This window comes from Duganella vulcania (assembly GCF_009857655.1).
Taxonomy (GTDB): Bacteria; Pseudomonadota; Gammaproteobacteria; order Burkholderiales; family Burkholderiaceae_D; genus Rugamonas; species Rugamonas vulcania.
Map to the genome: position 1 here is coordinate 25,886 of NZ_WWCX01000048.1, position 25,905 is coordinate 51,790.

The 25,905-nt window shown below is 64.7% G+C and carries 25 protein-coding genes; 9 read left to right on the forward strand and 16 right to left on the reverse strand.

Going from position 1 to position 25,905, the window contains the following annotated elements; all coding sequences use genetic code 11:
* The first annotated feature begins 56 nt into the window (after positions 1-56).
* Complete coding sequence (locus GTP90_RS22145; RefSeq protein WP_161085567.1) at positions 57-1,448, forward strand: MFS transporter; 1,392 nt, start codon at positions 57-59, stop codon at positions 1,446-1,448.
* Between the two features lie 24 nt (positions 1,449-1,472).
* Here GTP90_RS22145 and GTP90_RS22150 read toward each other — a convergent pair whose 3' ends face one another.
* The 4 genes from GTP90_RS22150 to GTP90_RS22165 all read right to left on the reverse strand — a co-directional run bounded on the left by GTP90_RS22150 (position 1,473) and on the right by GTP90_RS22165 (position 3,419).
* Positions 1,473-1,820, reverse strand: a complete 348-nt coding sequence (locus GTP90_RS22150; protein ID WP_161085568.1) for a type II toxin-antitoxin system ChpB family toxin — start codon at positions 1,818-1,820, stop codon at positions 1,473-1,475.
* Entirely contained in the window at positions 1,814-2,065 is a 252-nt protein-coding gene (locus tag GTP90_RS22155; protein ID WP_161085569.1) for an AbrB/MazE/SpoVT family DNA-binding domain-containing protein, read from the reverse strand. The genes GTP90_RS22150 and GTP90_RS22155 overlap by 7 nt, the downstream gene beginning before the upstream one ends.
* A 47-nt stretch (positions 2,066-2,112) precedes the next feature.
* Positions 2,113-2,451: a type II toxin-antitoxin system TacA family antitoxin gene (locus GTP90_RS22160; protein WP_161085570.1), complete on the reverse strand. Its 339-nt coding sequence runs from the start codon at positions 2,449-2,451 to the stop codon at positions 2,113-2,115.
* 62 nt (positions 2,452-2,513) lie between these two features.
* Positions 2,514-3,419, reverse strand: a complete 906-nt coding sequence (locus tag GTP90_RS22165; RefSeq protein WP_161085571.1) for a LysR family transcriptional regulator — start codon at positions 3,417-3,419, stop codon at positions 2,514-2,516.
* Positions 3,420-3,521: 102 nt separating this feature from the next.
* On the opposite strand from GTP90_RS22165, the gene GTP90_RS22170 reads away from it, so the two are divergent.
* Both GTP90_RS22170 and GTP90_RS22175 read left to right on the forward strand, forming a co-directional pair.
* The gene (locus tag GTP90_RS22170) at positions 3,522-4,385 is read left to right on the forward strand and encodes a pirin family protein (protein WP_161085572.1); all 864 of its coding nucleotides are present in this window, start codon (positions 3,522-3,524) and stop codon (positions 4,383-4,385) included.
* Between the two features lie 29 nt (positions 4,386-4,414).
* Positions 4,415-4,993, forward strand: a complete 579-nt coding sequence (locus tag GTP90_RS22175; RefSeq protein ID WP_161085573.1) for an isochorismatase family protein — start codon at positions 4,415-4,417, stop codon at positions 4,991-4,993.
* Between the two features lie 4 nt (positions 4,994-4,997).
* On the opposite strand, the gene GTP90_RS22180 is transcribed toward GTP90_RS22175, so the two are convergent.
* The 4 genes from GTP90_RS22180 to GTP90_RS22195 form a co-directional block, all read right to left on the reverse strand.
* A complete protein-coding gene (locus GTP90_RS22180) occupies positions 4,998-5,810 on the reverse strand; it encodes a PoNe immunity protein domain-containing protein (protein ID WP_161085574.1) in 813 nt (270 codons plus the stop codon).
* A complete protein-coding gene (locus tag GTP90_RS22185) occupies positions 5,797-6,600 on the reverse strand; it encodes a PoNe immunity protein domain-containing protein (RefSeq protein ID WP_161085575.1) in 804 nt (267 codons plus the stop codon). The genes GTP90_RS22180 and GTP90_RS22185 overlap by 14 nt, the downstream gene beginning before the upstream one ends.
* A gap of 5 nt (positions 6,601-6,605) precedes the next feature.
* The gene (locus GTP90_RS22190) at positions 6,606-7,595 is read right to left on the reverse strand and encodes a hypothetical protein (RefSeq protein ID WP_161085576.1); all 990 of its coding nucleotides are present in this window, start codon (positions 7,593-7,595) and stop codon (positions 6,606-6,608) included.
* Positions 7,596-7,745: 150 nt separating this feature from the next.
* Positions 7,746-8,300, reverse strand: coding sequence for a thymidine kinase (locus GTP90_RS22195; protein ID WP_161085577.1), 555 nt, complete (start codon positions 8,298-8,300; stop codon positions 7,746-7,748).
* Between the two features lie 195 nt (positions 8,301-8,495).
* On the opposite strand from GTP90_RS22195, the gene GTP90_RS22200 reads away from it, so the two are divergent.
* Genes GTP90_RS22200 through GTP90_RS22210 form a run of 3 tightly spaced genes read left to right on the forward strand, consistent with a single transcriptional unit; the run spans position 8,496 to position 11,492 of the window.
* Positions 8,496-9,863, forward strand: a complete 1,368-nt coding sequence (locus GTP90_RS22200; protein ID WP_161085578.1) for a pyridoxal-phosphate dependent enzyme — start codon at positions 8,496-8,498, stop codon at positions 9,861-9,863.
* Entirely contained in the window at positions 9,860-11,038 is a 1,179-nt protein-coding gene (locus GTP90_RS22205) for a trans-sulfuration enzyme family protein (RefSeq protein WP_161085579.1), read from the forward strand. Before GTP90_RS22200 ends, GTP90_RS22205 begins: the two co-directional genes overlap by 4 nt.
* A gap of 40 nt (positions 11,039-11,078) precedes the next feature.
* The gene (locus GTP90_RS22210; protein WP_161085580.1) at positions 11,079-11,492 is read left to right on the forward strand and encodes an HNH endonuclease; all 414 of its coding nucleotides are present in this window, start codon (positions 11,079-11,081) and stop codon (positions 11,490-11,492) included.
* Here GTP90_RS22210 and GTP90_RS22215 read toward each other — a convergent pair.
* Together GTP90_RS22215 and GTP90_RS22220 are read right to left on the reverse strand one after the other, a co-directional pair.
* Positions 11,477-13,690: an acylase gene (locus tag GTP90_RS22215; protein ID WP_161085581.1), complete on the reverse strand. Its 2,214-nt coding sequence runs from the start codon at positions 13,688-13,690 to the stop codon at positions 11,477-11,479. The two genes, GTP90_RS22210 and GTP90_RS22215, sit on opposite strands and share 16 nt — an antisense overlap.
* Before the next feature lie 34 nt (positions 13,691-13,724).
* Positions 13,725-14,555 (reverse strand): ParB N-terminal domain-containing protein, encoded by an 831-nt coding sequence (locus GTP90_RS22220; RefSeq protein WP_161085582.1) that lies wholly within the window; start codon positions 14,553-14,555, stop codon positions 13,725-13,727.
* A 277-nt stretch (positions 14,556-14,832) separates the two neighbouring features.
* On the opposite strand from GTP90_RS22220, the gene GTP90_RS22225 reads away from it, so the two are divergent.
* Positions 14,833-15,123, forward strand: a complete 291-nt coding sequence (locus GTP90_RS22225) for a type V toxin-antitoxin system endoribonuclease antitoxin GhoS (protein ID WP_161085583.1) — start codon at positions 14,833-14,835, stop codon at positions 15,121-15,123.
* A gap of 16 nt (positions 15,124-15,139) precedes the next feature.
* Here the strand turns inward: GTP90_RS22225 and GTP90_RS22230 are convergent, their stop codons facing one another.
* Genes GTP90_RS22230 through GTP90_RS22245 form a run of 4 tightly spaced genes read right to left on the reverse strand, consistent with a single transcriptional unit; the run spans position 15,140 to position 19,694 of the window.
* Positions 15,140-16,120, reverse strand: a complete 981-nt coding sequence (locus GTP90_RS22230) for a ribonuclease T2 family protein (RefSeq protein WP_161085584.1) — start codon at positions 16,118-16,120, stop codon at positions 15,140-15,142.
* A gap of 37 nt (positions 16,121-16,157) precedes the next feature.
* Positions 16,158-16,769, reverse strand: a complete 612-nt coding sequence (locus GTP90_RS22235; RefSeq protein ID WP_217432019.1) for a response regulator transcription factor — start codon at positions 16,767-16,769, stop codon at positions 16,158-16,160.
* Positions 16,766-17,881, reverse strand: a complete 1,116-nt coding sequence (locus GTP90_RS22240; RefSeq protein WP_254451992.1) for a sensor histidine kinase — start codon at positions 17,879-17,881, stop codon at positions 16,766-16,768. Before GTP90_RS22240 ends, GTP90_RS22235 begins: the two co-directional genes overlap by 4 nt.
* A 16-nt stretch (positions 17,882-17,897) precedes the next feature.
* Positions 17,898-19,694 (reverse strand): CIA30 family protein, encoded by a 1,797-nt coding sequence (locus GTP90_RS22245; protein WP_254451993.1) that lies wholly within the window; start codon positions 19,692-19,694, stop codon positions 17,898-17,900.
* Between the two features lie 170 nt (positions 19,695-19,864).
* On the opposite strand from GTP90_RS22245, the gene torT reads away from it, so the two are divergent.
* Complete coding sequence (torT, locus tag GTP90_RS22250; protein ID WP_254451994.1) at positions 19,865-21,007, forward strand: TMAO reductase system periplasmic protein TorT; 1,143 nt, start codon at positions 19,865-19,867, stop codon at positions 21,005-21,007.
* On the opposite strand, the gene GTP90_RS22255 is transcribed toward torT, so the two are convergent.
* Positions 21,008-24,535: an indolepyruvate ferredoxin oxidoreductase family protein gene (locus GTP90_RS22255; protein ID WP_161085585.1), complete on the reverse strand. Its 3,528-nt coding sequence runs from the start codon at positions 24,533-24,535 to the stop codon at positions 21,008-21,010.
* Between the two features lie 118 nt (positions 24,536-24,653).
* Here GTP90_RS22255 and GTP90_RS22260 point away from each other — a divergent pair, with 118 nt between their 5' ends.
* Positions 24,654-25,121, forward strand: coding sequence for an Lrp/AsnC family transcriptional regulator (locus GTP90_RS22260; protein ID WP_161085586.1), 468 nt, complete (start codon positions 24,654-24,656; stop codon positions 25,119-25,121).
* Positions 25,122-25,129: 8 nt separating this feature from the next.
* Here the strand turns inward: GTP90_RS22260 and GTP90_RS22265 are convergent.
* A partial coding sequence (locus GTP90_RS22265; RefSeq protein ID WP_217432021.1) for an ABC transporter permease occupies positions 25,130-25,905 on the reverse strand: 776 nt, incomplete at its 5' end.

Here is a 25,905-nt window from a genome sequence, read left to right on the forward strand (position 1 = left end):
CGATGTCTGACATCTGCGTTATGATCGCTGCAAAACCACCATAGCAAGGAGACCGCATGACACCTCTTCCGACCAAGGCCAGCCGGGTCCGCTGGCTGATACTCGCCATCCTGTTCGCCGTCACCACCATCAACTACGCCGACCGCGCCACCATCGCCATCGCCGGGCCGGAGCTCAAGAAGCTGCTCGGCCTGTCGCCGGTGCAGATGGGCTTTGTGTTCTCGGCCTTCGCCTGGTCCTACGTGCTGGCGCAGTTGCCGGGCGGCTGGCTGCTGGACCGCTTCGGCTCCAAGCGCACCTATTTCTTCAGCATCTTCCTGTGGTCCAGCTTCACCATGCTGATGGGCACCGTGGGCTTCCTGACCGGCGCCGCCGCCGTCTCGACGCTGTTCTGCCTGCGGCTCTTGATCGGCGCGGCCGAGGCGCCCTCCTTCCCCGGCAACAGCCGATTGTCCTCGGCCTGGTTCCCGACGGCCGAACGCGGCACGGCGGCGGCCATCTTCAACTCGGCCCAGTATTTCGCCACGGTGCTGTTCGCGCCGCTGATGGGCTGGCTGGTCCACAGCTTCGGCTGGCAAAGCGTGTTCTACGTGATGGGCGGGCTGGGCATCGTCATGTCCTTCATCTGGCGCAAGACCGTCTACGGGCCGAAGGACCATCCGGCCATCAATGCGGCCGAGCTGGCCTACATCGAAGCGGGCGGCGCGCTGGTGGACCTGGAGAGCAAGGACAAGGCCGTCGCCACCACCCGGCTCGACACCTGGTCCTGCATCCGCCAGCTGCTGGGCAACCGCATGCTGCTGGGCGTGTACATCGGCCAGTACTGCATCAACACGCTGACCTATTTCTTCCTGACCTGGTTCCCGGTCTACCTGGTGAGCGAGCGCCACATGACGATCCTGAAGGCCGGCTTCGTGGCCGCGCTGCCGGCGGTGGCGGGCTTCCTTGGCGGCGTGCTGGGCGGCGTGATCTCGGACCGCCTGATCAAGTCCGGCAAGTCGCTGTCGATGGCGCGCAAGACGCCGATTGTCGGCGGCATGCTTCTGGCAATGTCGATGATCGTCTGTAACTACGTGGATGCCGACTGGCTGGTGGTGCTGGTGATGTCGCTGGCCTTCTTCGGCAAGGGCATCGGCGCGCTGGGCTGGGCGGTGGTGGCCGACACCTCGCCCAAGGAAGCGGGCGGCATGAGCGGCGCCTTGTTCAACACCTTCGGCAACACGGCCGGGATCACCACGCCGATCGTGATCGGCTACATCCTGCAGGAAACCGGCTCGTTCGCCGGCGCGCTGGTGTTCGTCGGCGCCAACGCCGCCGTCACCGTGCTGTGCTACGTGCTGATGGTCGGCGAGATCAAGCGCTTCGAATTCAAGACGCCGGTGCTGCGCCACATCGGCGGCGCGGTGCCGGACGCAGGCGCTCCACTGCCCTCGACGAATATTAACTGATGCAGCAATGGCTTGGCGGCGGCTTTAGTCAGTAATTGCGCGCAGCCGAGCCAGCGCATCTTCAACTACAAACTCCGGTACAGTCTCGACTCGCTTTGCCTTTCGTGCTTCCAGGTCCAGCATGCGGATCTGGTTTACCAATGCAACACCTTGGGTCTTCGTGCCTGTACCGCTCAACGCCGCCGCAAAGCCCGCATGGCGGGCGAAGTCGCCACCTTGCGTTATCGGCGCAACCAGCACGACTCCCAGCGCATTGAATGCGGCTGTAGACAGCACTAGTGCAGGCCGCATGCCCCTCTGCTCGTGCCCTTCAGTCGGATCAAGGTTGACCATTACGACGTCGCCGCGGCCGAATTTACTGCGGCTCACCATGCTTCACGTCCCACTGGCTTGACCTGGGACCACGCCGCCATATCCGCAGGCTCCGGCGCGGAAGGGTCGCACTGGGCCACCAAATCAGCTAGCGAAAACGACGGACGTGCAGCTTTCAACAGCACTCCTTCAGCTTGCACGTTCACGCTGAGCTTGTCGCCCAAAGTAACCTTGAGTATGGCCAGTAATTCGGTAGGCAAACGCACCGCTGCGCTATTGCCCCATTTCTGAATTGATAATTCCATAGAACCTCCCAATGTAGATACATTGTAGATTCATGCAAAAAAAGCTGTCAAGGATAACCGATAGGCAAATACATGTGCCCATAGCCCTTGCCTTGTTCGGATTGAGACACCGCGAGGCGCCCCTTTAGACCGGACGCCACATCCATTGCCTTCTTCAGACGATCGTTCGGCCGGAATGGTTCATCCAGCGCGACGAGAAAACGGCGCGACTCCTGCTCAGACAGCACGACAACGCTATCCGCCGCGATGGTGGCATCCGCTTCGCGTAGTAAGGCATCCCGTGCGAAGGCCGACACGGCCATACCTCGCAGTGCGGCGGCTTTGGCGATCCTGTCCTTCTCGCGGGGCTCAAGGCGAAGATCGAGGCGTATGGTAGCAGACGTCATGGCAGACTCCTTTATAAGGGATCTTACTGCCCCCCCCCCAAGCGTCGGCAAGACATGAAGATTCAGAGGCTGTCCGCAGAGCCGTTCGTCGACGCTAATAAATGCTCCCGCAAGAAATCAATGAAGCGCTGAATCTTCGCTGGCAGCAGTCGCGTCTCCGTCAGTGCGTAGACGGGGATCGGCGTGGCCTGCCAATCCGGCAGCACGCGGCGCAGGCGCCCGGCCGCTACGTCGTCAGCGGCGATATCCCTGGCCAGGACGGCGATGCCCATGCCGCGCGTGGCGAGGCGCTGAATCATGCTCACGCTGTTGAGCAAAAAGCGGCCGCCCACCACGACCTCCTCCCGGTTGTCGCCCTGGAGCAAAGACCATCTGTCGGGCTCGGAGGCGCGTAGCCTGAGGCATTCATGCCGCGCCAGGTCGGCCACCTGGCTTGGCTCTCCGGCCGCATCCAGGTAGGCAGGCGATGCGTAGAGATAGCGCGGCAGCACGGCGAGCCGGCGTGCGATCAAGTTCGAGCTCGGCGGCTCGCCCATGCGGATCGCCACATCGACCGGCTCCGTGACCAGGTCAACCGGCCGCGAGCTCAGATCCAATTCAAAACGAATGCCGGGATAGCTGCGGGCGAACTCGGCGATCAACGGCGCAAGGAAGATGTTGGCGAAACCTTCCGGCATCGAAGCGCGCAAGACGCCGCTTGGCTGCGCCAGCATTTCGCCCAGCTGTTCATGCGCCAGGTTGGCTTCGTCGACGATGCGCTTGCAGCGTTCGAAATACAGCTGGCCGGCTTCGGTCAATTCGATCTTGCGCGTCGTCCGATGCAGCAGCCGCAGCCCGATCGACTTCTCCAACGCAGTGACGCGCCGCGACAAGGTGGAATTGGGCACACCGGTCGCGGCGGTGGCGCCACGAAAACTCATCGCTTTAACAACCTCCACGAAGAGCGCCATGTCGTTCAATATTTTCATGGAAATTGCGTCAAAAATGGATCAGTTATATCCATTTTCCCACATTTACATTGAATGTGCACCAATGCATGATGATGCCTCACCATCACTGAGGAGGAGCACATGACCCGGCCCACCATCGGCCAACTGCGGCCCATGAATCACGGCAGCTACTTCCGCGCGTACTCGTTGCGGGGCGGCGCGGCGGCCGAGCCGATCGATCCCATCCTCGGCGTCGATCATGCATGGGTCAGCGCGCCCACGTTTCCGCCGCATCCGCATGCCGGCTTCTCGGCGGTCTCGTATTTGTTCCTCGACTCGGAAACCGGCATCGACAATCGGGATTCCCTCGGCAACCGCAACCTGATCGCGCCGGGCGGCGTGCACTGGACCGCCGCCGGCCGCGGCCTGGTGCACGAAGAGGTTCCCGTCGAGACCGGCAAGACCGTCCATATGCTGCAAATCTTCGTCAACCTCGCCCGCGAACGCCAGGCCGACGCGCCGCACGCACTCAGCCTGGCGCCGGAGGATGTGCCGGTCGTGCAACTGCCCGGCGCGAAGGTGCGCGTACCGCTCGGCAGCTTCGGCGAGGCGCACTCCCCGCTGCGCCCGCCGACCGCGATCACCCTGCTCGATATCAGCCTTGACGACGGCGCCGAATTGACCGTGCCGGTTGCGGCCGGCCAGAGCGCCTTCGTCATGCCGATCCACGGCGAATTGTCGGTCAACGGGCAAACGTATGAACTCGAAAAATTCACGCTGCCGGCGTTTCCGGCGCAGGAGGCACCGCACGCGATCTCGCTCTCAGCCGTTCGGGGCAGCGCCAAGGCCGTGGTGTTCACCGGTGCGCCGCTGCGCCAGCCGGTGCACTGGCAAGGCCCGATGGCGCTCGCGTCGCCCGAGGCGCTCGCCGCCGCCATCGCGGCTTATCAACACGGCGATTTCGGCACATTGGACTCTCCCATTGCGCCGGCAAATCACGCGTAAGCACCATTCAACCCCAAGGAGCAATCACCATGACCTTCCAGAGATTCACCAGCGACAACGCCGCCCTTTTGCTGATCGACCACCAGGTCGGCACGATGGGCTGGGTCAAGTCCACCACCTTCGACGAAATGAAACGCAACGCGCTGATCCTGGCCCAGGCGGCCAAGATCCTGAAGCTGCCGACCGTGCTGACTTCCAGCATGGAGGAAGCCGCCCAAGGTCCGCTGCTGAGCGAGCTGGAGGCCATCTTGCCGGCCGAGTTTGCCAATCGCGTCAAGCGCCAGGGCATCGTCAACGCGATGGACGACGAACACTTCGCCGCCGCCGTCAAGGCCACCGGACGCAAGCGCTTGATCCTGGCCGGCGTGACCAATGACGTGTGCACGGTCTACCCGGCGTTAAGCCTGGTGGGCATGGGCTACGAAGTGCAGGTGGTTGCCGATGCGGGCGGCTCGCCGACCAAGATGGCCGACGACATCGCGCTGCGCCGCATGGAGCGCGCCGGCGTCACGCTGACCACAACCAATCAGCTGATCGCGGAGCTGGCGGGCAGCTGGTCCACACCGGAAGGCAGCCAGCTGGTTCAGGTGTTGATGGTCGGCGAGTAAATTTTCACGCACGGAGGATTACGGCAGGCGGCTGATTATCGAGCCTTCTGGCGTAGTCCACCAAGTCTTTGGGATACACGATGTGATCGCGGAAACTTTGATCGTCCAGGTCCAAAAGATACACGGCTGCTGCAGCTTCCATGGCCCAATAACCACAATATCCGCCACCATTCTCGCTAGTATCAAAATGACTGTCGTGCCAGGGTGCTTTCTTCATTGACTCGTACCAAGCCTTCAGATACTTCCCCACATCCACAATACTTTCTTCCGGCGTGTCTCGATAAAAGCTGTTAATGAGGTTGCGATACGGCTTATCGTGGTACCACTCGTCGACTTCGTAACGGTCCTTGAGCTCATAGGCAAACAGGTCTTCATAGAGCGTATCTTTGGCCGCAAACGCATCGAGCATCGCGGCCAATCGCGGCAACAAGTCACGGCGATGCAACAGGTAGCATAGTCCAATGAGTTGCATCCCACGTTCGTATTCGTCGATTTCGGCAAAGCGAAGCGGCGGGAAATGTGGATCCTTTGAATATTCCCGTTCGCATTTTGTACTTAGCTCGAAAGCTTCAATCACTTTGGTAAAATCATCGCGAAGCTCATCTATCGGCTCACCGCCAGTGTATCTAAGGATAAATAGATCAAATGTCTGACTCGCGACATCACCCGCTGCCAACGCACGACCAAATACGTCCGAGCCAGCAATGGCCGGTATATGATCACGCCAGTGCAAAATTGTCTTTTCTATGCAATTCGTAAAAAAATCATAGTAATTTTCGCCTAAAAATTGCTGCCTTCGTTTTTCATGGAATTGCATGTTGATCGAACTCCCTGGCAAAGTCCGCCAAGTCTTTTGGATAGACTATGTGGTCACGGAAACTGCTGTCATTGATATTATAGAGATAAACAATTGCGGCGGCCTCGATTGCCCAATAGCCAAAATAGGCGCCACCTTCTTCCGTCACGCCCAAGTGACTATCGTGCCAGCCAGCTTTCTTCATAGACGTGTACCAAACCTTTAGGTACTTCTCCATCTGAATGATCTTTGCTTCTAGATCTTCCTCGTCCGTCGCATTAAGAAGATGCAAATATGGCAATTGGTGGTACCAGGCATCAAGAAACGGACGATCCGGCAAATCATGACCAATTAATTCTTCATACATCGCATCTTTGCCGTCGTAGGTGGAATTGGCGATTAAAGAATGGATGCGTGGAATGAGTTCGCGTCGATGCAATAAAATTGCCAAGCCAACCAGTTGAATGATTCGTTCAAAATCATCCATTTCTTGAAATCCGAAAAGTGGCGCATCAGCGCTTTCTCTATATTCACGATAATATCGTGCTGCACATTCGTATGCCTCAACAACCGAAATAAAGCTATCGCGCAAAACCGCTATCGACTCGCCTGCCGTGTAATACAAGAAAAAGTTCTTGCATATGATATAGGCGGTATCCTCTGAAACGCGGCTTCTATCCGCTGCATCGCTATCAGCGGCGTGCAGAACTTGCAATCGACTTGGAATACTTATGGCAAGAGAAAATCGAATATCCTCCTGAAAATACTGTTCACTCAAAAATTGTTGTCTGCGTTTTTCATGAAATTGCATGAAGCTCACCTAAACAGGTCTGATTGGACATCCTTTCCAGCCATGCAGTACAGCAGCGACTCAACATCGTCTGGCTCGATGGCGTAGTCGTGGTTTTCCAACTCGTTCAACACCTTTTCCAACGTGGTCTTTCCAACGTCCTTGACGCTGTCTGGCGTGAACGGTGTAGGGTCTTCTCCGAAATAGACCTTGACCACGCCATGCGGAATATTCTCCAGGCGGGCGTGGCCTTTGGCATCCAGCTTGCCGACACGTACGGTACCGTCAGCGAATTCGGCACGGTACGCGCCGCCCGCGACAGGCGTCAGGTCCGGCCAGTGATGGTTGAATTCGACGTAGTGCGTGGTTTGGCCGCTCTTGGGTAGCGTTGGCAAAACGGGAGCGGAGGCTGGCCTGGGTTGCGCCGCATTGTTGCGCTGCTCAGTCTTCCAGTGGTCCAACTTGAGTGTGACCAGCTTCATCATAGCCGGCAACTCGGCGCGCACCTTGCTCATGCAGGTGCTCAAGGCGAGCCGTCCTTCGGCGGGCAGGTCGTCGTAAAGCCACGAACCTTCGATCGCGCTCTGGATTGTACCCAACTGGTTTTTCAGGCCGACCGGATCGAATAATTTGTCGAGCAAGAGTTCCGCACTGGTGTGGATGCCGACCCTGTGGCAATCCATACGCAGAGCGTCGAACAGTCTTGGAGCAAAAAGCCCGGGATACTTGTTGACATAACGGATCGTCTTCTTGACGCCGCCGCCCGGACCTGGTGTCCACCCCACCAGCGCCAGGACCAGGTCGAATTTGGCTTGCATCTGGTCTTCCGCCGACGTGCTCTCGTGGAGCGTCATCATGCATGTGATGGTGTCATAGATATTGATCGCCTGGCCCAGGAAGGGCACGAGTCCGTTGGCCACGTCCAGGCTGATCTCTTCGATGTCCCAGGTGAAGGCCTCGCTGTCGGCTTCTGTCTCATCCGCATCAGGTGCGGCGTCCATAGGTGCGTAGCTCATGGATATCCCTTCCAGCCATGCTGGCCCGTGAATCATGATGTCGCCGCTTCGAGCGTGATGTCGGCGTCTTGGAAAATCAAGACCCGCATTAGAACACAGAAATGTTATCTATCTAGCACGATTGGATAATCGAGCCTGCCTGGTATCCGCTCAGTCGGTGTAGAAGCACCGCCCGCAAGCCTGGCGGTAGCTTTCATTCCCGCCGATGCTGATCTGCTCGCCTTCCTTCAGGCGCTTGCCGTTCTCGTCGACGCGGATGTTCATGGTGGCCTTCTTGCCGCAGGTGCAGATGTTCTTGAGTTCTTCGATATCGTCGGCCAGCGCCAGCAGATAGGCCGAGCCGGGGAATGGCTCGCCGCGGAAGTCCGTGCGCAGGCCGTAGGTGATCACGGGGATGCCGCGCACCTGCGCCAGCTGGTGCAACTGCTGCACCTGCCGCGTGCTGAGGAACTGCGCCTCGTCGATCAGCAGGCAGGCGATCTTGCGGTCGATGGCGTCGAGGAAATTGGTGTCCGCATCGAACACCTCGGTCTGCCGCTGCGGCCCCAGCCGCGACGTCACCTGGCCCACGCCGTAGCGGTTGTCGATGGCGGCGGTGAACAGGCGCACCTGCTGGCCTTGCTCTTCATAGTTGTGCGCCACTTGCAGCATCGCGGTGGACTTGCCTGCGTTCATCGCAGAATATCGGAAATAAAGTTTAGCCACTACTGCCCCTTTTGAAGAGCGCGATTATAAACCGTCGTTCTTCAAAAAGGCGCATACTGGCCGTTGTCCTTTTCGCATATAGAAACTCGAAAACATTCGTTTCCAGCGCTTATCGAGCGGCCTACCATCCGCTCTTTACAAAAAAGCACGGGCGGACACAATCCTCCCGTGCCGACAGTTCGCAAGGAGAATCGTATGCCCACCCCCGCATTATTCAAACTCATCGGCAACACCCCGCTGGTCCAGGTCACCCGCCTGGACACCGGCCCCTGCCAGCTGTTCCTCAAGCTCGAATCGCAGAACCCCGGCGGCTCGATCAAGGACCGCATCGGCCTGTCCATCATCGAAGCGGCCGAGGCCGACGGCCGGCTGCAACCGGGCGGCACCATCGTCGAAGCCACCGCCGGCAACACCGGCCTGGGCCTGGCGCTGGTCGGCCGCCTCAAGGGCTACCGCGTGCTGCTGGTGGTGCCGGACAAGATGTCCACCGAAAAGGTGCTGCACCTGAAGGCGCTCGGCGCCGAGGTGCGCACCACCCGCTCCGATGTCGGCAAGGGCCACCCCGACTACTACCAGGACTACGCCGCCCGCCTGGCGCGCGAGCTGCCCGGCGCCTTCTTCGCGGACCAGTTCAACAACCCTGCCAATCCGCTGGCGCACGAGACCACCACCGGCCCGGAGATCTGGGAACAGATGGGCCATGAGCTGGACGCCATCGTGGTCGGCGTCGGCTCGGGCGGCACGCTGGCCGGGCTGACCAGCTACTTCCGCAAGGCCGCGCCGCAAGTCGGCTTCGTGCTGGCCGATCCCAAGGGCTCCATCCTCACCGAATACGTCGAGACCGGCCGCGTGTCCGACACCAGCGGCTCATGGGCGGTGGAAGGCATCGGCGAGGATTTCATTCCCGCGATCGCCGACCTGAGCGGCGTACGCAGGGCCTACACCATCACCGACCAGGAAAGCTTCGACAGCGCCCGCAACCTGCTGCGCGCCGAAGGCATCCTGGGCGGCTCGTCGACCGGCACGCTGCTGGCCGCCGCGCTCAAGTACTGCCGCGAGCAGACCACGCCCAAGCGCGTGGTCACTTTCGTGTGCGACACCGGCACGCGCTACCTGTCCAAGGTCTACAACGACGGCTGGATGCACGACCAGGGCCTGCTGCGGCGCGAACCGCTGCACGACCTGCGCGACCTGATCGGCCGCCGCCACGACGAGGGCGACGTCGTCAGCGTCGCCCCCGGCGACACGCTGCTGACCGCCTTCAACCGCATGCGCAGCACCGACGTGGCGCAGCTGCCGGTGCTGGAGAACGGCAAGCTGGTCGGCATCATCGACGAGTCGGACCTGCTGCTCAAGGTCGACAACCATGCCGAACAATTCTCCAGCCTGGTCGGCGCGACGATGACCTCCCGCCTTGAAACGCTGCACCCGAGCGCCAGCGTACAGGCGCTGCGCAGCACGCTGGACCGCGGCCTGACCGCCGTGGTGGCCGACGCCGACGCGTTCTATGGCCTGATCACCCGCTTCGATTTGCTGAACCACCTGAGAAGGACTTTATCTTGAGCCAACCGCACAAAAAAGCCGCCCTGGCCACGCGCGTGATCCACGCCGGCCAATCGCCCGACCCATCGACCGGCGCCATCATGCCGCCCATCTACGCCACCTCGACCTTCGTGCAGGACAGCCCGGGCGTGCACAAGGGCCTGGACTACGGCCGTTCGCACAACCCCACCCGCTGGGCGCTGGAGCGCTGCGTGGCCGACCTGGAAGGCGGCGCGCAGGGCTACGCCTTCGCCTCCGGCCTGGCGGCGATCTCGACGGTGCTGGAACTGGCCGACGCAGGCAGCCACATCATCGCCGGCGACGACATGTACGGCGGCACCTACCGCCTGTTCGAGCGCGTGCGCCGCCGCAGCGCCGGCCACGACTTCACCTACGTCGACCTGACCAACCCGGAAAACCTGCTGGCCGCGATCAAGCCCGAAACCAAGATGGTGTGGGTCGAAACGCCGACCAACCCGATGCTCAAGCTGGCCGACCTGAAGGCGATCGCCAAGATCTGCCGCGAGCGCGGCATCATCGCCGTGGCCGACAACACCTTCGCCAGCCCACTGGTGCAGCGCCCGCTGGAACACGGCTTCGACATCGTCGTGCATTCGACCACCAAGTACCTGAACGGCCACTCGGACATCATCGGCGGCATCGCCGTGGTGGGCGGCGAGCCGCACCAGCAGGCCTGGAACGAGCAGCTCGGCTTCCTGCAGAATTCGGTGGGCGCCATCGCCGGCCCGTTCGACAGCTTCCTGGCGCTGCGCGGCGTGAAGACGCTGGCGATCCGCATGGAACGCCACTGCCGCAGCGCGCTGGAACTGGCGCGCTGGCTGGAGCAGCAGTCGGAAGTGCGCAAGGTCTACTACCCCGGCCTGGAGTCGCACCCGCAGCACGAGCTGGCCAAGCGCCAGATGGACGGCTTCGGCGGCATCATCTCGATCGACCTGAAGACCGACCTGCCGGGCGCGCGCCGCTTCCTGGAATGCTGCTCGGTGTTCGCGCTGGCCGAGAGCCTGGGCGGCGTCGAAAGCCTGATCGAGCATCCGGCGCTGATGACGCACGCCACCATCCCGCCGGCGCAGCGCGCCAAGCTGGGCATCGGCGACGGGCTGATACGGCTGTCGGTGGGAATCGAGGATATAGAGGATTTAAAGGCCGATATTCGCCGTTCGCTCGATGCGATTTAGGTGCTAGTATCCGGGCATTGCGTAATTCGCCCGAGAGCTCATGGAATTCCTCTTAATCATCATTGGCGTAGTGGCCATAGGCGCCATCTACTCGATTGGCGTGGCCAGCGCCAAGCCGGTGCCCGGCAGCGACTTCTACAAGGTGTCGAAGGATGGCCGCGTGCTGGCCGCCGGCGGCCCCAAGGTGACGGCGCTGCGGCCCAAGGTCACGCCGGAAGGCTTGATGGTCAAGCTGCGCAACGGCCAGCGCACCGGCGAATTCCTGGTGCATGACCTGGTGGCCGAGGTCCACCTGCCCAATCCATCGGGCCTGAAGAACGTCCGCCACAAGGACGGCAACCCGCGCAACAACAAGGTCGAGAACCTGGCATGGATCCGGGAGCCCGCCCAGGTGCCGGCGCCGGAAGCCCCCCAAGCCGCGCCGCCCGAGGAACAGCCTCAATCGCCGGGGTGATACCTGCGTTCCAGGTGCTTCTCCACATCCGCCTTGTAAAACAACACGTCCTTGAATTCGCCGCGCGCATACATCGCGGCCTGGTCGCTGAAATGCGGCGAGGCCGGATCGCCGCTCTCCCCGCCCGCCAGGATGCTGCGCGCCTTGATGCGGGGCCCGAACTCCACCGCCGCCACGAAGCTGTTGCCACGCTCGCCGTAGATCTTTTTGGTCTGGCTCTTTGACGTCATGCCGTAGGCCGCCAGCGAACCCCAGTTGGCCGACGCGAACGCCACCGGCAAACTGGGCTTGTTGTCGTCGAAGGGCTGGACGATGTCGCCGGTCAGGCGCTGGAAGCGGTTGATCTCGCCCCACGGCGTCCGCCAGGTGCCGAAGTCCGCCGCCAGCTTGGCCGAGGCGCGCTCCAATGCCTGCAAGCGCTGCTGCGGCGTGATCGCGGCCTGCAGGTAGTCGAGCACCTGCACCTCGCGCGCCTTGGCGGCCGGGCCGTAGGTCGCCGTCAAGTCCTGCGCCCAGAAGATCGCCAGCGAGGTCGGCACCGAATCCAGCGCGTAGCGCATGTTCCAGCCGCGCAGCGCGGCGACCTGCGGCGCCAGGCCGGCCTTGAACGGATCGCCGCCGGGCAGCTCGTCCCAGGCCGCGAACAGCTGCGGCAGCAGCGGCTCGAAGGCCGGCAGCTGCGTGTCGTAGGCGCTGGCGATCAGGCTGTCGAGCGTGAAGTTGTTTTTGTTCTCCAGCACCCGCACCGCGTGGATGCCACGGGGGTTCTCGGGATTCATCGACATATAGGCCGGATAGTCGCGCGCCTTCGGGCTGTATGCGCCGGCCGCCGTGTAGGGCCAGTTGTTGGTGTTCTGTATCCAGCCGTTCTTCGGATTGAACAGCGTGATGGTGTCCTTCACCGCGTGCAGGCCTTGCCATTCGGTGGCGGGATCGCTGCCGTCGACCGGATGCTTCCAGTCGAACCGCGGATCGCGCCTGGGGATGAAGTTCCCATGGAAGTAAGCGATGTTGCCGTCGGCGTCGGCGTACACGGTGTTGTTGGACGAGTTGGTGCGCAGCTCCATGGCCTTGCAGAAGTCCTTGTAGCTGCGGGCCTTGGTGCGGATGTAGGATTGCGTCAGCGCCTTCAAGGGTTCGTTCATCAGGCGCACGGCGATCCACTTGCCATCCTTTGCGCGCACGATCGGGCCGTGGTGGCTGTAGTAGACCCTGACCGTCTTGCCGGCCATGCCGTCCGCCGTCTTGTAGGGAAGCGCGATGTCGACCGCCTTCAACGGCCGCAGCTCCTGGCCATATTGATAGTAGAACTGGCCGTCCTTCTCGCTGATGGTCTCCAGGTATTCGTCGATGACGTCGCCGCCGCCGGACGTGTGCATCCAGCCCAGCCGGTCGTTGAAGCCCTGGTAGACGAAGAACTGGCCCCAGGTCACGGCGCCGTAGGCGTTCAGGCCCTGCTCGCTGTGCACCTGCACCTCGGGCCGGAAGTAGAACGAGGTGTGCGGATTAATCAGCAGCAGCGCGTGGCCGTCCCTGGTCAGCGCGGGCGCGATGGCGAAGCCGTTGGAGCCGCCCGGCTCCTTGTCCAGGTCGACGCCATCGCCGCGCGCCGACAGCAGCACCGGCGGCGCCAGCGGCAGCTTGGCGCCGTTGGCGTACAGCTCCTGCAGCTGCTTGATGTCCACCGACTCGATGTCGCCGCCGATGCTGCCTTCGCTGAAGCTGAGCGCCATCCACGGCTCGAAGTGCGTGATCAGCGCCGGCTTCACGCCGGGGTGGGTGGCGAGGTAGTAGTTCAAGCCGTCGGCGAAGGCCACCATCAGCTGCTTCAGCCATGCCGGGCTTTGCTTGTACTGCGCCTGCAGGTCGGCCGGATTGATGAACAGCTTCATGCGCAGGTCGCGATACAGCTCGGCCTCGCCTTCGACTTCGGCCAGCCGGCCCATGGCGTTGATGTAATTGCGCTCGACCCGCTTGAAGTCGTCCTCGGCCTGCGCGTACATCAGGCCGAACACGGCGTCGGCGTCGGTCTTGCCGTAGACGTGGGGGATGCCCCATTTGTCGCGCAGGATGGTCACGCGCTGGGCGGCGGCCTTCAGGCGCGCGGCCTCCGCCTTGGCCATCGGTTGGGCCACCGGCGGCGCCGCCACCGCCGTACTCATCGCAACACAACACATCAGGGCTAGGCTTGAACGCATCGACAGGACTCCGGGCGGTGGTGGGAACTACAACTCAGCTGGCGTCGACCAGTTCCGAGATACGCAGCTGCAGCGCGGTGATTTCCGCCCGCAGCGCCGCGTTCTTTTCCTTGAGCGAGGCGTTCTCGGCGCGCAGTTCCTCGACCTCGGTCAGCGGCCGGCCGTAATCGCCGCCGCCCTCCTTCGGTTCCTTGGCCGGACGCGAGGCGGCGCGCAGTTCACGCACCTCCTTGGCGGCCTTCTGCAACTCCTTCTTGCCGCCGGCCACCGCTGCCACCTGGTCCGCCTCCGGCAGCGAGGCCACGGTGGCGGCCGCGTTGATCGAGATCGTGCCCGAACGGACCGCCTCCACCAGCTCCGGCGTGGCCGTCTTCTGGATCTTTTCGATCTGGCTGATGGTGGCGCTGCTCAGGCGCGCGGCGCGGGCGATGTCCTCGCGCGAGGTCAGCGGCATGGCGGCCGGCTTGGCCTTGGGCGCCTCTCCCTCGGGCGGCGCGATGGCCGCGTCCTCGGCGGCCGCCTGCGCGGCCAGCTCGGCCACGCGGGCCGCGACGATTTCCTTTTTGCGCAGCGCCAGCACGCCGCGCTGGAAGTCGGAGATGCTGCGGCGGCCCAGGTTGTTATCGATCATCCACAGCTTGACGTCGTCCAGGTTGCGGAAGCTGGTGTTTTCCGTGACCTTGAACGGAATGCCATGCTGCTGGCAGATCTGGTAGCGGTTGTGGCCGTCCACCAGCACGTCTTCCCACAGCACCAGCGCGTCGCGGCAGCCTTCCACCAGGATGCTGCGCTCCAGGGCCGCATATTCGGCCTCGGTCAGCGGCTCGATATAGCCGCGCAACACGTCGTTAATTTTGATTTGCATAATTGTCCTCGAAATACCGGCGGGCCGGCGCCTGTGCGCCCGGCCAAATCGCCGTCCCGCATGCTACACCATCCGCGCGCGCGGCCAAAGCCCCTGCCCGGAATGGCAATTAAGGCAATCTTAAGCATCCCCCATTATCATGCTCTTCAGTCAACAAGCTTTCTCCGGCCACTTGACATAAGCCCCGACAGGTTTCCCGCCTGCTCGGGGCTTTTCTTTGGATTGCTTTTGCCTGGGCCTTGCTGCATGATGCAACTTCATCAACCAAGGCCCGACCATGATCAACTACATAATCCAAGTCTCCTTCACCGATGCCGCCGCCGACACCATCGTGCGCCTGAGTCACGAGTTGTCGAAATACAATATCGCGGCCGGCGTCAGGGCCGACGATGGGCGCGCCTACCACCTGCCGCCCGGCACCTTCATGTACCACGGCGGCGAAACCATCAACGAGGTGCGCGACGCCGTCCACCGCCTGGCGGAAACCATCCAGCCCGGGGTCTCGGTGCTGGTGACGGAAGCGGCGTCGCTGTCCTGGAGCGGACTGCAGGAATTGCCGGCCGCCTGAGCGCGGACCTGGCCTTTTAGTTCCTGCCAGCCGCCTCGACCAGCACCTGGTCGTCGCAGCCGATCTCGCGCGGCGCCGCCGGGGCGGCGTTGCCGACCAATTGCGGCAGCTCGCCGCCGGTGCTGAAATCAAGCGGCAGCGCCACCCGGATCTCCTGCAGGTATTTGCGCTGGGTGCACACCAGCGTGATGCTGGCCGCCACGCGCTCGCCATAGCGCGCCTTGACGCGGTCGAAGAACTCGCCGACACGGAAGCTCTTGCCGGCGCTGCCGAGCACGATCTTGCCGACCTCCGAATCGTTCACCACCTTGACCGCCGACACCGCCTTGACGAAATACTCGTCCGGCGGCAGCGCCTGGCATTTGCCGTGCTTGTTCCACTCGTACGCGCCGAACGTGCGCTCGAAGTAGAAGTTGGGCATCCACGGCGCCACCTTGTCGATGGTTTCCTTGGTCAGCGCGAAAGCCGGGCCCTCGCAACCGCCGTAGCGGGTGCCGCATTCTTTCTTGTTCGGCCACAGGCCGTGCAGGCTCAGGGTCTTGGCTTCCAGCGCGCCGCTGTTCATGGCGTCGCATTCCGGCTTCTTGCCGTTGTAGGGCACGTGCTCGCAGAACCCGGGCTGCCAGGTGATCGCCAGCACATAGCTGTCCTGCTTGTTGGCGATGCTGCACGACTCACCGCCGCCGTTGCCGCCGGACGGCGCCTTGACCGCCTGCTCGGCCAGCGCCGGCGTGCCGCAGCTGCGCTGCACCCAGCGCAACGACGGCTGGGCGCCGGGCACCTCCACCCGCAGCCAGTCGTATTCGACCTTGTTAATCTCGCGCACCGTGTAGGCGGTGCCGGCGGCGACCTTGGCCTCGCCCGGATTGGTGCGCTTGGCGAAGGAGGCGAACGCCTCGCAGGACTGGGTCGCGGTGAAGGTGCCGCTGGCCGATTCACTGGCGGCGGCGTCGAGCGCGGCCAGGGCCAGCAGCAGCGCTGCGAGATGACGATGCATGGAAACTCCTAAGGTGGGGAAAAGTCGCGCTATTCTATTACAGCCAGCCGGCATCGCGGGCCAGGCGGAAGGCCTCGACGCGGTTGCCGGCATCGAGCTTGCTGATCGCCTCCGACAGGTAGTTGCGCACCGTGCCCTCGGACAGGTGGATCCGGCGCGCGATGTCGCCGCTGCTGCAACCCTCGCCGGCCAGCCGCAGCACCTGCCGCTCACGCTCGTTGAGCGGATCTTCCTTGCCGCTCCAGCTCTCCAGCGCCAGTTCCGGCGCGATGGCGCGGCCGCCGGCGTGCACGGTGCGGATGGCCGCCGCCAGCGTCTCGGCCGGGGCGTCCTTGAGCAGGTAGCCGCGCACGCCGGCGCCCAGCGCGCGCCGCAGATAGCCGCTGCGGGCGAAGGTGGTCACGATCATCACCCGCGTCGGCAGGCTTTGCGCGGCCAGCGCGGCGGCCAGTTCCAGCCCGGTCATCAGCGGCATCTCGATGTCGGTCAGCAGGATGTCCGGCCGCAGCGATTCGCACAGCGCCAGCGCCTGCTGGCCGTTGGCGGCGCGGCCCACCACATCGAGATCGCCCTCCAGCTTGAGCAGCGCGGCCAGCGCGCCCAGCACCAGCGCCTGGTCTTCGGCGATCACCACGGATATCATCGTCATGCTGTTCCTCCCATCGGCAAACTCAGTTCCAGCGCCAGACCGCGGTCGACCCGCAGCGCCAGCCGCCCGCCCAGCGCCGTCACGCGCTCCTTCATGCCGTGCAGGCCCGAGCCGTGGACGATGGCGCCGCCCCGCTCCAGCGCCTGGCCGTTGTCGCGCACCCGCAGCAGCAGCATGCCCGACTCCAGCGTCATGCTCACCTCGCAGTGCGAGGCGCCGGCGTGGCGCAGGATATTCGTCACCGCCTCGCGCAGCGCCAGCGACAGCACGTTCTCCAGCGCGGCCGGCAGCACGCAAGGCTGCACCTGCTCGGTGAAGCCGACATTGGCCGCCGCCAGGCTGGCGCGCGCCGTCGCCAGCTCGTGCGCGAAGCCGGTCTGGCGGATGCCCGTCACCGCCGAGCGCACCTCGCTCAAGGCGTTGCGCGCGGCCTGCTCGATATCGCGGATCTCGTCGCGGCAGGCCGCCGGGTCGCGCTCGAGCAGCTTGCCCGCCAGCTCGGCCTTCAGCGCGATCATCGACAGCGTATGCCCCAGCAGGTCGTGCAGGTCGCGCGAGATGCGTTCGCGCTCGGCGATGCGCGCCAGGTGCGCCACCTCCTCCTGTTTGCGCACCAGCTGGTCGCGCGAGCGCCGCATGCTTTCCTCGATGACGCTGGCGAATCCGACCGGACCGCCGACGATCAGCGCCGGCGCCAGGAAGTTGATCTTCAACGTGACATAAGGGGTCATCACGCAGGCGCACAGCAGCACCAGCGCGATCCCCAGGTAGGAATAGCCGCGCCGTTCGAAGCGCGAGCACATGGCGCAGCCGAAGATGAAGAAGGTGCTGGCGCCAGAATTGTACGGCGCCCACAACACCCCGAGCAGCACGACGAACAGCAGCAGCGGCACCACCTGCAGGTTGCAGCGCCAGAAGCTGAGGAAATACACGGGAAAGAACACCAGCACCGTCAGCGCCAGCCACACCACCTCGGCCGGGCTGGGCGCGACGTAGACGTACTTCCACAGGATGAACAGGAACGACCACGCCCATAGGTACGGGCCCTTGCCCACGGCCGGCGGCACCCATGGTGCGCGCAGCGCGTTCACTACATTCTGTGCTATGCCCAAGCTCTCCCCCGTTCTGTCATTCGTTCACCAGCCGCACGTCGGCGATCTGGAACTGGTAGTCGCCCACCGCCGGGCCGGCGTTGAACGCGATCATGGTCACGGCGCCGAAGTCGATGCCGTTGAAGCGGTCGAACGGCAGCGCCACCTCTTTCCATTCGTCCGAGGTCTCGAAGCCCTGGTTGACCGGGATGGTCAACCCGCTCGACAGGACGGCGACATTGTAGCGCCGGCCGTCGCCCTTGACGCGGAAGCGCAGCACCTTGGCGCCGCGCAGGTCGGCCGGCTGCATGACCTGCGCGCCGGGCATGAAGGCCAGTCCGGCCCAGGGATAGGCAAAGCCGGGCACCACCTTCGCGCTCACCACCACCGTGCCGGCCTCCCGCACCTTCAAGTCGACGGTGGATTTGCCGCCGGCGAATTGGTCGGTGGACGGCATCCAGCCCATGCCGATCGGGCTGGCCAGTTTGTCGGCCGTGAACTGGCTGATACGTCCGCCTTCCGGCAACGCCACCGGAGGCTGCGTGCGCGGCGCCAGCTCCTGCGCCACCTTGTCCTGCTGTGCCTTGCGCAGCGGACTGGCGGCGTCGCCGTCCTTCCACACTTCGACGATGTGGTGCAGCGCACCGATATCGCTGCCGGCGTCGCCCTGCACCAGCAGCAAGTCGGCCTTGTAGCCCTTGGCGATGCGGCCGCGGTCGGCCAGCCTGAAGGCGCGCGCCGGCGCCGACGTGGCGGCGGCCAGCGCCTGCTGCGGCGTCAGCCCGGCCTCCACCAGCGAGCGTACTTCGTGCAGCAGGCTCACACCGTGCTGGGTGCCGGCGTTTCCGGCGTCGGTCCCGGCCAGCACCGGCACGCCGGCCTTGCCCAGCGCCGCCACCAGCTGCCGCGGCGCCGCCATCAGCGCGGGGTTGGGCTGGGCGCCGTACGGGGACTTCAACGGCGCCATCTGCTCCTTGGTGAGCAGGGCCGCCAGGCCAGCATCCCCCATCACGTCCTCCTCGCGCAGGCCGGCGACGCTTTCCAGCACGCTCAGGGTCGGGATGATGAAGGCGTGCTTCTGCTGCGCCAACCGGACGAAGGCTGCCACTTCCTCGCCGCTCATGTCGTGGCCATTGAACAGGTGGGCCAGGCCGTCGGCGCCAGCGTCCAGCGCGGCGCGGGCGTCGGCCAGCTTGCTGATGTGGACCACCGCCAGCTTGCCGCGCGCATGCGCAGCCTCGATGAGCGCTTTGACCGTCGGCAGGTCCAGCGTTTTCATCGGATGGCCGGGCCAACCGCTCTCCATCACGATCTTGATGAAGTACGAGCCCTCGGCGATGCGGGCGTCGACGAAAGCCCGGGCCTCCCCGGGACGCGTCAGCGTGGGGATCGGCACGCCGTATTCGGTGCCGTGGCCCTCCGGCGCGGTGGCCAGCGTGCCGGCCGAATACAGGTCGGCCTGGCCATGGTTGGCGTTGGCGCGCATCTTCGCGCCCATCGCCTGCATCGTTTCCACAGCGGTGAACATGTCGATCTGCGTGGTCACGCCGAACATCAGCGGCAGCTCCAGGTGGCGGTAGGCGTGGACGTGGGCGTCGATCAGGCCTGGCAGCAGCGTGCGGCCGGCGCCTTCGACGACGTGGGCGCCGGCCGGCGCCGCGCCGTGGAAGTCGGCGTCGGCGATCTTGTCGTCCTTGACCAGCACCGAGCGTTTGGCGTGCATCTGCGCGCCGTCGAACACGCGGGCGTCGCGTATCAGCCAGGTGTCGGCCAGCGCCGGGAGGGTCAGGCCGAGGCCACAGGCGAACAGCATGGTCGAAAATACAGGTTTCATTGAAGTCTCCGGGTTGGAATGACGACAGTGTGCCGCGAGACCAGGCGGCGGACCAGACGCAAATGCCACAACTTTGACATGACAATTGTCAGCTTGGCCCCCGGGCCAGCCGATGCGGTTAGAATTGTACTAAACAAGCTCCATCCGCCGAATCGGAAGAAAAACATCGTATGTTCAAACGCCGTTTACGAATACTGGCCAGCCTTGGCGCACTGGGCATCCTGCCCGCCATCGCAGCCCCGGCGGCGCCCGTCGCCAAATTCGCGCCAGTGCCGGTGGTATCGATCTTCCGCCCGCTGCAAGCCAACGGCTCGGCCGACGACGCGCTGGCCAGCGGCCGCGTGGTCCCCGGCAGCTATGCGATGGCGCCCAAGGCCAGCAAGCATTGGCGCATCGCCTTCCTGTTCCCGCATCTGAAGGATCCGTACTGGGTCGGCTGCAGCTATGGCGTCATCAGCGAGGCGCGCCGGCTGGGCGTGGCGGTCGACATCCTGCCCGCCACCGGCTACGACGACATCAAAGGCCAGCTGCAGCAGATGGACCAGGCCATCGCGGCCAAATACGACGCCATCGTCATCTCGCCGATCGGCATGACGGCCAATAACAATTCGATCGCCAAGGCGCGCGCCGCCGGCATCCCGGTGTTCGAGCTGGCCAACGACAGCCGCAGCGACGACCTGGCGATCAAGGTGACCACCTCGCTGCGCGCGATGGGGACGGAGGCGACCCGCTGGATGGTGCGCGACGCCCAGCGGCGCGGGCTGAAGTCGGTCAACGTCGGCCTGCTGCCCGGCCCGATGGGCGCGGGCTGGGTCAAGGGAGAAGTCGACGGCACGCGGATCGCCGCGGCGGAAGCGGCGATCCCGGTTAACATCATCGACATCCGCTACGGCGACAGCGACCGCAAGATCCAGGCGCAGCTGGCGACACAGATGCTGGCCAAGCACGGCGCCAAGCTCGATTACCTGCTCGGCTGCACCGGCTGCGCGCCGGCTGCGGTCCAGCCGGTCAAGGCGGCCGGCTTGAAGGGCAAGCTGCGCGTGGTGGCCTTCGACCTGACCGACGAAATCGCCCGCCTGATCCGCAGCGGCGACATCTACGCCGCCGCCGACACCAAGGGCGTGAGCCAGGCGCGGGTGGCGATCAACGCCGCCGTCAACGTGCTGGAAGGGCGCGGCAAGGACCTGCCGCACACCATCCTGGTCAACCTCGGACTGGTCGACCAGCAGAACTACGGCAGCTATCCTTTCGATACCTCGATCGCGCCGGAAGGCTACAAAGCCGAGCTGTCCTACGACCCGGCCAGGAACTGATCAGGCCTGGCGCTTCAGTTCCACCACCTTGGCGGCGCGGAAGCGTGCCGCCAGTTCGGTCCACTGCGCATCGGCCTTGTCCAGCGCCGCCAGCTTCACGTGGCCGTAGCCGCGCACCTGGTCCGGCAACTGCGCCAGCTTCAGCGCGACCTCCTTGTTGTCGGCCCGCAGGCCGGACGCCAGTTCCCCGGCAAAGGCCAGGTAGCGGTCACGCAGCGCGCGCTCGCGCTTGCGCTCCTGCGTGTAGCCGAAGACGTCGAGCGGCGTGCCGCGCAGGGACTTGAGCCGCGCCAGCGCGCCGAAGGCCGGCATCATCCAGGCGCCGAAGGTCATCTTGGCCGGCACGCCGGAACCGGGCTTGCGGCGCGCCAGCAGCGGCGGCGCCAGATGGAAGGCCAGCTTGTAGTCGCCGTCGAACTGCGCGGCGATCTGCGCGCGGAAGGCGGGATCGGCATGCAGCCGCGCCACCTCGTACTCGTCCTTGTAGGCCATGACCTTGAACAGGTTGCGCGCCACGGCCTTGCTCAACTGCTTGCGCGAGCCGCTGCCTTCCAGCGCGATCTCGCGCAGTTCGACGGCGGTCACCGCATCGAAGTAGCGGCGCGCGTAGGCGGCGTTCTGGTACTTGGTCAGCCAGTCGACGCGGAAGGCCACGGTTTCGGCCAGCGACTTCGGCGCGGCGAACCGGATCACCTGCGACGGCTGCACCAGGCGGTCCAGCGCCGCGCGGTCGGCGGCGGCCAGGCGGCCCAGCATGAAGGCGCGCTTGTTCATGTCGATGGCGACGGCGTTCAATTCGATCGCCCGCATCAGCGCCTCCAAGCCGACCGGCACCAGCCCCAGTTGCCACGCATAGCCCATCAACAGGATGTTGCCGCCGATCGGATCGCCGAGGAAGCGGGCCGCCGTTTCCTGCGCGTCGAGCTGCGACAGGTTCTCCGCGCCGGCCAACGCGGCCAGCTTCTCCAGCAGGCCGTCCTTGTTGATGGAGGCGTCGCGCTCGCGGGTGAATTCGGCGGTCGGGATTTCACGCTCGTTGGCCACCACCCTGGTGTGCCCGTGGCGCATGACGGACAGGCTGTCCGGCATGGCCGCCACCACCAGGTCGCAGGCGAACACCGCGTCGGCCTGGCGCAGGTCGATGCGTACCTGGTTCAGGCGCGACGGCGACGAGGCCACGCGCACATGGGACAGCACCGCGCCGCCCTTCTGCGCGAAGCCCATGAAGTCCAGCGTGGAGGCGCCCTTGCCTTCCAGGTGGGCGGCCATCGAGATCAGCGCACCGACGGTGACGATGCCGGTGCCGCCGACGCCGGCCACCAATATCTCGAACGGCTTGGCCAGCGCGTGGCGCGCCGGCTGCGGATAGGCGGCCAGCGCCTGCTCAAGGTCGGCCAGCGACAGCTTCACGCTTTCCGGCTTGCGCAGCGCGCCGCCCAGCACCGAGACAAAGCTCGGGCAGAAGCCCTCGACGCAGGAGTAGTCCTTGTTGCAGGATGATTGCTCGATCTGGCGCTTGCGTCCCAGCTCCGTCTCCAGCGGCAGGATGGACAGGCAGTTCGACTGCACGCCGCAATCGCCGCAGCCTTCGCACACGGCGGGATTGACCACCATGCGCCGCGCCGGATCGGGAAACACCACCTTGCCCGGCTTGTTCTTCTTGCGGCGGCGGCGCTTCTCGGCGGCGCAGGTCTGGTCGTACACCAGCACCGTCACGCCGGCGATCTCGCGCAGCATGCGCTGCATGGCATCGAGCTCGCTGCGGTGATGCACGGTCACGCCTTCCGGCAGCGTCACGCCCTGGTAGTTTTCCGGCGCATCGGTCACCACCACGACCTTCTTCGCACCCTCGCTGCACACCTGCTGCACGATCTGCGGCACCGACAGGCTGCCGTCCACCGGCTGGCCGCCGGTCATGGCCACCGCGTCGTTGTACAGGATCTTGTAGGTGATGTTGGTGCGCGCCGCAATGGCCTGCCGTATCGCCAGCGATCCCGAATGGTAGAAGGTGCCGTCGCCCAGGTTCTGGAACACGTGCGGCTCGCCGACGAAGCGCGAGGAGCCGACCCAGCTCACGCCCTCGCCGCCCATCTGCGACAGGTAATTCGTATCGCGCTTCATCCACGTCGCCATGAAGTGGCAGCCGATGCCGGCCAGCGCGCGGCTGCCTTCCGGCACGCGGGTCGAGGTGTTGTGCGGACAGCCGGAGCAGAAATACGGCGTGCGCTTGACGCCGTCGGCGCCGTTCGACAGCAGCTCGGCGGCGCAGAAGTCCGGCAGCATGCGCGCCAGGTCCAGCTGCGGGAAATGCGGCGCCAGCCAGCGCACCAGCGCCGGCGCGATGCGCGACGGCCGCAGCTCTCCCAGCGCAGACAACAGCGCGTCGCCATGGCGGTCGGTCTTGCCGATGACGATGGGACGCTGCTCGTGCGGCAGGTTGTAGAACAGGTTCTTGACCTGCTGCTCGATGACCGCGCCCTTCTCTTCGACCACCAGGATCTCGGCCAGTCCCTCGGCAAACGCCGACAGGCGGGTGCGCTCCAGCGGATAAGTCAGGCCGGGTTTGTACAGGCGCACGCCCAGCTGCTCCAGCCGTTCGAGCGGCAGGTCCATGCGCTCCAGCGCCTCCAGCAAATCGAGGTAGGCCTTGCCGGCGCTGATGATGCCGATGGTGGCGGGCGGCGCCGGCACCACCAGCTTGTCGATGGAATTGGCGCGGGCGAAGGCCTGCACCGCTTCCAGCTTGGCGGCGGCGCGCTGCTCCAGCGCGAGGCCCGGCAGGTCCGGCCAGCGGTTGTGCAGGCCGTCCGGCGGCGCGGTGTAATCAGTGGGCACGACGTACCGCGGCAACGGCGGCAGCTCGACCACCGCGCCGCCCTCCACCGTTTCCGAGATGGCCTTGAAGCCGCTCCACGCGCCCGAGTAGCGCGACATCGCCCAGCCGTACAGGCCAAACTCCATGTACTCCTGGATGTTGGCCGGATTAATCACTGGCATGCCCCAGGCGATCAGCGCCTGCTCGCTCTGGTGCGGCATCGACGACGACACGCAACCGTGGTCGTCGCCCAGTATCACCAACACGCCGCCATGCGGCGAGGAGCCGTAGACGTGGCCGTGCTTGAGCGCGTCGCCGGCGCGGTCCACGCCCGGCCCTTTGCCGTACCACATGGCGAACACGCCATCGACCTTGCGGGTCGGGTCGGCCTCGACCTGCTGCGAACCCATGACGGCGGTCGCGCCCAGCTCCTCGTTGATCGCCGGGAGGAATTCGATGTGGTGGCCTTGCAGCAGGTCCTTGGCGCGCCACAGTTCCTGGTCCACCGCGCCCAGCGGCGAGCCGCGGTAGCCGCTGACGAAACCGGCGGTGTTGAGTTGACGCGCCTCGTCGCTGAGCTTCTGCATGCACAGCAGGCGCACCAGCGCCTGGGTGCCGGTCAGGAACACGCGGCCTTCGGCGCGGGTCAGGTTGTCGTCCAGCGCGTAGTGCGGATCGGCCAGGAATGGCACGGGAATGGTCAAGGTATTCATGGTCTCGTTATGTTTTTTTTGATGAGACAGGATATGCCGCGACTATCGAAAAATTATTTCTATCTTTGCCGCGCGCGGGGCTAGAATGGCGAGAATCTTTCGAAATTTGACCTAAAACATGAAAAATACTTCTATCGACCCCGCCTCGGTGAAAATCCTCGCGGAACTGCAGAAAAACGGCAGGATTTCGTCGAACGAGCTGGCGGAGAAGATCGGCATGTCGGCCAGCCCGTGCTGGCGGCGGCAGAAGGAATTGGAGGACAACGGCTACATCGTCCGCTACACCGCGCTGGTGGACCGCCGCAAACTGGGGCTGTCGGTGGTGTGCCTGCTGCATATCTCGCTGGCGCGGCATGAAGAAGGCGTGGTCGAACAGTTCGAGGCCTCCATGCGCTTGCGCCCGGAGGTGGTGGAATGCTACGAGACCACCGGCAGCTCGGACTACATGGTCAAGGTGGTGGTGGCGGACATGGATGCCTACCACGACTTCCTGCACAATGTGCTGGTCAAGCTGAACGGCGTGGCGCAGGTCAACACCAGCGTGGCGCTGCGCGAAGTGAAGTACGAGACGGCGTTGCCCTTGTAGGCCCGCCGCTATTCGTGGCGCAGCGCCTCGATGGGGTCCATGCGCGCGGCGCGGCGCGCCGGCACGTAGCCGAACACCACGCCGATCCCGGCCGAGAACAGGAAGGACAGCAGGTTCACGCCGGGATTGAACAGGTACGGCAGCTGCAGGCCGCGCGCCATCAGCACCGTCGCCAGCGCCGCCAGCAGCACGCCGGCCAGGCCGCCCAGCGCGGCCAGCACCATGGCCTCGATCAGGAATTGCAGCAGCACGTCGCGCTCCTGCGCGCCGATGGCCAGCCGCAGGCCGATCTCGCGCGTGCGCTCGGTCACGCTCACCAGCATGATGTTCATGATGCCGATGCCGCCCACCAGCAGGCTGACCGCCGCCACCGCCGCCAGCAGCGTGGTCATCACGCGGGTGGCGCCGGACATCGTCTCGGCCAGCTGGCGCGTGTCGAGGATGTTGAAGTTGTCCTCCTCGGCCGCGCCCAGCTTGCGGCGCTCGCGCAGCAACAGCCGCAGGCGCGCCTGCAGCGCCGTGGCGTCGCTGCCCTCCTGCATGGAGATCAGCAGCGTGTTCACGCGCTGGTTGCCGGTCACGCGGCGCTGCAGCGTGTGCAGCGGCAGCAGCACCACGTCGTCCTGGTCGTTGCCCATCGCGCCCTGGCCCTTGGGCGCCAGCAGCGCCACGATCACGCAGGAGAACTGCTTGATGCGCAGCCGCTCGCCCAACGGATCGCGGCGGCCGAACAGCGAGCGCGCCACCGTCGCGCCCAGCGCGCAGACGGCGCCGCCGGCGCGCT